This window comes from Acidobacteriota bacterium, assembly GCA_016196035.1.
In the GTDB taxonomy this organism is placed as follows: Bacteria; Acidobacteriota; Blastocatellia; order RBC074; family RBC074; genus JACPYM01.
In genome coordinates this window covers 66,509-72,888 of record JACPYM010000036.1, presented here as the reverse complement: position 1 = coordinate 72,888, position 6,380 = coordinate 66,509, and the positions used below count along the sequence as shown (strand labels likewise).

Annotated in this window: 1 protein-coding gene; it reads left to right on the top strand. The window is 63.7% G+C overall.

Annotation, left to right across the window (positions count from 1 at the left end; genetic code table 11):
* The first annotated feature begins 383 nt into the window (after positions 1–383).
* Entirely contained in the window at positions 384–6,359 is a 5,976-nt protein-coding gene (locus HY011_13030) for a hypothetical protein (protein MBI3423854.1), read from the top strand.
* Positions 6,360–6,380: the final 21 nt, after the last annotated feature.

Below are 6,380 nucleotides of genomic sequence, written 5' to 3'. Positions count from 1 at the left end.
ACGCTGGCGTAATACGGCACACCCTGAGTCTCCGCTTGCTGACGCGCGCGGTACTGCCCCGGAGCGCGCCGCCCGTACACCGCTCTGCAATCCGATCTAGTGCGCGCGCCGTGATTTTTATAGTTGTACGCGGACAGGCAAGGCGTGTATAAAACACAACCGCAAACAAGCAAAAAATCTCTTTACAATGCGGACAGGCAAATTCTCCCGCGAATTTGTCACCGACAGTCAACCGGATTAAACGACCGCGTATTTAATCGAAGGAACCAGCGTAGCTGCTGATTGCCAAGCGCATCCCCTCGCAATGAGCTGCCAACAAGCCTGACTCCGCCCTTCGCGCATCCCACGTGCAGGCACAGTTTTCACAAAGGACTCATCCGACTATGAATCGCAATCGTTATCGCTCTCTGCGCCGTTTTGCAGGCTGGCAACGCTTCCGCGTGCTTTCGTCCTTACTGCTGTTCTTCTCCGTTGGTGCGCTGGGCTGGGGCGTGAGCGCCGTGGTGCAACGCGCCCGCGCAGCCGCACCGCCTGTGGGCTTGTCTCAAATGACGGCCAGCGCCTATTGGCAGCCGCTCGAAAACAACGCGGGCAACCCTGATCAACGCACCAGCGGCCAACGCACCGCGCGCAGGCATACACCCCAGGCGCCGGCGACCCAGGCGCGCGCCTTGCGCATCAACGAACTGGCCGTGTCGCAAATCCTGCAAAGCGCCCCGCTCGAAGCGCAGAGCCAACTCTCAGAAAGCACTGCCATCCTTTCACTACCCATGCCCGATGGATCGTTCGTGCGATTCCGTATTCAAGAGTCGCCGCTGCTGGACGCGGCCTGGGCCAAGCAGTTTCCCGCCATCAAAAGCTATCGCGGCGAAGCCATGGACGACGGCAGTGCGAATGCCGTGGGGATGACGATGCGCGCCGCCTGGTCGCCCGCCGGGTTGAGCGCGACGATTCTGGGCAATGGCGAAGTCGTCAGCATCGCCGCCGAGCCGCAAACCAGCGGCGTGTACCTGACGCAAGCTGGCGGCCCCGTCGAAGCGGGCGAATTCAGTTGCGGCGTGACCGAGACTGGTTCGCCAGAAGTCATGACGCACGCTGGGCCGCGCGTGGCGGTGGGCGGGCAACTGCGCACTTTCCGGCTGGCGTTGGCGGCGACGTGGGAATACTGCAATGCTTTTGGCGGCGGCACCAATGCGGGCACGGTGGCTTCGCTCAATGCCTGGGTGAACGCAGCGAATGTCGTGTATGAGCGTGAGTTGGCGATTCGCCTGACGCTGGTCAGCAACACCAACATTCTCTACACCACCGAACGCGGTTTTAACGCGGGCAGCGATCCGTTCGACAACAGCAGCGAATCCACAATGCTGGATCAGGTGCGCCCGATCTTGCGCGATCAGGTCGGCGCGGCCAATTACGACATCGGCCATGTCTTGGGCATGCGTTCGGGGTTTGGCGGCCAGGGCATCGCGGGCATCGGCGTTGTTTGCCTGACCACCGATTTTGGCGATGGGCTGGGGCCGCAAAAAGGGCGCGGCGCCACGCGGCTGGGAGATAGCGGTGGCGCGGCGGAACCGAGCGCCTTGGGCGTTTTCGTGCACGAACTCGGTCACCAATTCGGCGCGCGCCACAGCTTCAACGGCACGGCAGGCAGTTGCGCGGGCAGCAATCGCAGCGGTCTGACCGGCTGGGAAGCGGGTTCCGGCAGCACGATCATGTCGTATGTCAGCATTTGCCAGACCGACAACATCGCCTTCGTGCGCGACCTGCGTTTTCACAACGGCAGCTTCCGCGAAATCCTGACGAACCTCGCCAGCAATGGGACGTGCGCCACGCTCAGCAACACGGGCAACACTCCGCCCAACGTCAGCGCGGGCGGGGATTTCACGATTCCCAAACAAACGCCGTTCAAGCTCACGGCGGCGGGCAGCGATCCCGACGCGGCGGACGCCAACAAAGTCACTTATGTCTGGGAACAACTCGATGCGGGCGGCGCGAGTTTCGCCAATCCGCCCTATGGCGATCAGGTGGCGGATGGCGCGGCCACGACGCGCCCGCTCTTCCGCGCCTTTCCGCCGGCAACCGACAACACGCGGACATTTCCGAGCCTGCCTTATATTTTGAACAATGCGAATGTGCCGCCCGCGACAGTGCCGACGGGCTTTGCCGCGCCGAACGATGTGCTGCAAACGGCGGAGGCTTTGCCCAGCATCGCGCGCACGCTCAACTTCCGCGTGACAGCGCGCGATCAACGCGGCGGCGTCAACGAAGACGCAATGCTGCTCACCGTCAGTAACACCGGCCCGTTCAACGTCACCGCGCCCAACACGGCGCTGACCTGGACGGGCGGTTCGACGCAAACGGTTACGTGGAATGTGAACGGCACGAACGCGCTGGCGGCCAACGTCAGAATTCTGCTTTCGACTGATGGCGGCAATAGCTTCACGACGGTGCTCAGCGCCAGCACGCCTAATGATGGCAGCCAAATTGTCAGCGTACCCAACGGCGTTTTAAGCACACAGGCGCGCATCAAAATCGAAGCCCTCGGCAATATCTTTTTCGATATTTCGGATACGAACTTCACGCTCACGCCGGGCGACGGTTGCCCGGTCGTGACCACCTTTACGCCGTCGGGTCGCGTGGGCCAGAGCGTCGTGATTACCGGCGTCAATTTTGCCGGCGTGACGGCAGTGCGCTTCAGCAATAACGCGAACGCCGCGTTCACCATCAACAGCAACACGCAAATCACGACGACTGTTCCGGCGGGCGCGGTGACCGGCCCGCTAACGTTGGTCAAAGCCGGTTGCGCCGACGAGGTCACCACCGCGTTCACCATTTGCACGGGCGCGGCGACGGATCTCGCAATTGATGATGGCCAGCCCGATTTCACGCTGTTCAACGGTCTGCCGGGCCAGCCGGTGTATTATGTCAACCGCTTGACGCCCACCAGCTATCCGGCCACGTTGCGCAATGTCTCAATCGTGTTCGTGCCACAAAACAACATTCCGGCGGGCACGGCCATCACGATTCTGGCGGGCGCGAATGCGGATGGAAACGCCGACATCAACAACAGCAGTTTCCAAACCATAGACACCACCGTCGGCACGATAAATCAGTTCAACAGCTATGAAGTGCCCCCAGTGACGATCACCTCCGGCGATTTTCTCGTCGGCTATCGCATCACCTACGCCAACGGCCAATCACCGGCGTTGATTGACGTGGATGCACCGGCGGCCCGCTCTTATGTTTCGTTGGATGGCAGCAATTTCTCTGTGCTCTCGGTCAATATCGGCACCGTCGTCAGCCCTAATCTGCTGATTCGCGCCCAATACTTCACGGGTTGCACCGTCGCGCCAACGCCAACGCCGACGCCGACACCGACACCAGTACCGACGCCAACACCCACGCCGACACCGGTTCCAACACCGACACCGACACCGACGCCAACTCCGACTCCCACGCCAACTCCCACGCCAACTCCCACGCCGACTCCCACGCCAACGCCTAGCCCAACAGCAACGCCAACTCCGACACCCACGCCCACGCCGACACCCACACCTTCGCCAACAGCGACGCCGGTGGGATGCGGCTTTACGCTCAATCCGATGTCGCAATCGTTCCCGTCGAGCGGCGGGGCGGGCACCATCACGGTCACGGCATCAGCCGCCACTTGCGCGTGGACGGCGGTCAGCAATGCGCCCGCCGCGTTTATGATTACGAGCGGAGCGTCGGGCACGGGCAATGGCACGGTCACGTTTACCGTTTTACCCAACGTCGGGCCTGAACGCGTGGGCAACCTGACGATTGCGGGCAAACTCTTCACCATTCAACAGGCAGGCGGCGCGTGCGCGTTCACCATCAATCCGCCCTCGCAGAATTTTGCCGCGCCGGGCGGCAACGGCGCGGTCGCCGTCACGGCCAACGCCAGCAGTTGCGCGTGGACAGCAACCAGCAATGCGCCGTGGGTTACGATCAGTTCCGGCGCGACGGGCACCGGCAACGGGAATGTCGCGTTCGCCGTCGCGGCGAACAGTGGCATTGCGCGCAGCGGCACACTGACGGTCGCGGGCCAAACCTTCACGGTCAATCAAGCCTCCGGTTGCGCCTTCACGATCAATCCGGTCTCGCAGAACGTAGCGGCGGGCGGCGGCAGCGGGACGGTCGCGGTCACGGCTTCGGCCAATACCTGTCCGTGGACGGCCACGAGCAATGCGCCCTGGCTGACGATCAATGCGGGCGCGGCGGGCACGGGCAACGGCAACGTAGCTTTCACCGCAGCCGCCAATACCGGCGCGGCGCGCAGCGGGACGCTGACGGTGGCGGGCCAAACCTTCACGGTCAATCAGGCATCGGGCTGTACGTTCACGATCAATCCGGCTGCGCAAAACATCGCGGCGGTGGGTGGCACGGGTACCGTGGGCGTGACGGCCTCAAGCAGTAATTGCCCCTGGACAGCCGTGAGCAATGCCGCTTGGTTGACAATCAATGCGGGAACAACAGGGACGGGCAACGGCAACGTCGCCTTCACCGCCGCAGCCAACACCGGGCCAGCACGCACTGGCACGCTGACCGTCGCGGGGCAAACCTTCACCGTCAATCAGGCGAATGGTTGCAGCTTTGCGCTCAGCGCAAACTCGCAAAACATAGCGGCGGCGGGCGGCAGTGTCACGGTCAATGTGACCAGCGGCACGGGCTGCGCCTGGACGGCGGCCAGCAATGCGCCCTGGATTACCGTCACCGCTGGCGCCAGTGGCACGGGCAACGGCCCGGTGACGTTCACCGTGGCAGCCAACACCGGCCTGGCGCGCACTGGCACGCTCACCATTGCCGGGCTGACCTTCACGGTGAATCAGGCCATTGGCTGTGCGTTCACGCTCAATCCGATTTCGCAGAACATCGTGGCGGCGGGCGGCACGGGCACGGTCGCGGTGACGGCTTCGGCGGGCGAATGCACCTGGACAGCGGCGAGCAATGCGGCCTGGCTGACGATCAATACCGGCGCGACCGGCACGGGCAATGGCAACGTGACGTTCACGGCTGCCGCCAACACCGGCCCGGCCCGCACTGGCACATTGACGATTGCAGGCCAAACCTTCACCGTCAATCAAGCGTCCGGCTGCACCTATACCATCGCCCCTACGTCACAGAACGTCGCGGCGGCGGGTGGCACGGGCACGCTCAACGTAACCAGCGTGGCGGGTTGCCCGTGGACGGCGGCGAGTAACGCGGCCTTCATCACCATCAACACGGGCGCGACCGGCACCGGTAACGGGCCTGTTACCTTCACCGTCGCCGCGAATCCAGGCTTGGCGCGGACGGGCACGCTCACCGTGGCCGGGCAAACCTTCACTGTCAATCAAGCGGCCAATTGCACCTACACCCTCAATCCGACCAGCCAGAATTTCCCGGCGGCGGGCGGCACGGGGATGACCGCCGTGACCTCGCCCACGGGCTGCGCCTGGATGGCTGTGAGCAATGACGCCTGGTTGACAATCACTGGCGGAGCCAGCGGCACGGGCAACGGCACCGTGAACTTCACCGCCGCCGCCAACACGGGCGCGGCGCGCACGGGCACGCTGACCATCGGGGGGCAAACCTTCACCGTGACCCAGGCCGCCGCAACCGCGCTGGCGCAGGTTTCCGCCGCCAGCTTCCTCACAGGTGAAATCACGGTGGACAGCATCGTCGCCGCCTTCGGCACCGCGCTGGCGGGCACTACGCAAGCGCCCCAAATCACGCCGCTGCCCACGACCTTGGGCGGCACGACCGTGACCATCAAAGACAGCGCGGGCGTCGAACGTTTGGCCCCGCTCTTCTTCGTCTCGCCCGGCCAAGTGAACTATCTAGTGCCGGGGGGAACGGCCATCGGCACGGCAATGGTGACGATCAAGAATGCCAACGGCGGGTTGGCGCTGGGGATGATTAACATCGTCGCGGTCGCGCCCGCGCTCTTCACGGCCAATGCCAACGGGCGCGACGTACCGGCGGGCGTGCTGGTGCGCGTGCGGGACGGCGTGCAAACCTTCGAACCGATTGCGGTCTTCGATCCGGCGGCACAACGCTTCAATCCGCTGCCGATTGATCTGGGGCCGAGTACGGACACGGTCGTGCTGGTGCTCTTTGGCACAGGCTTCCGCAATCGCAGTTCGCTCGACAATGTCGAAGTTGACATCGGCAACCCCAACCTGCCCCTGCCCATCGTTTCGGCGCCGGTTTCCTACGCCGGGCCTGCGCCGGGTTTGATTGGCGTGGATCAACTCAACCTCGCCTTGCCGCGCAGCCTGGCGGGGCGCGGGCTGGTGGACTTGAATCTACAGGTGGATGGCAAGGCCGCGAATACGGTGAAGGTGAGCTTCAAGTAAGGCCTTCACGGTAGGTTGATA

Bases quoted from the DNA above. Each gene is read 5' to 3' on its own strand.
- HY011_13030 (MBI3423854.1), top strand. From the start codon at position 384: ATGAATCGCAATCGTTATCGCTCTCTGCGCCGTTTTGCAGGCTGGCAA.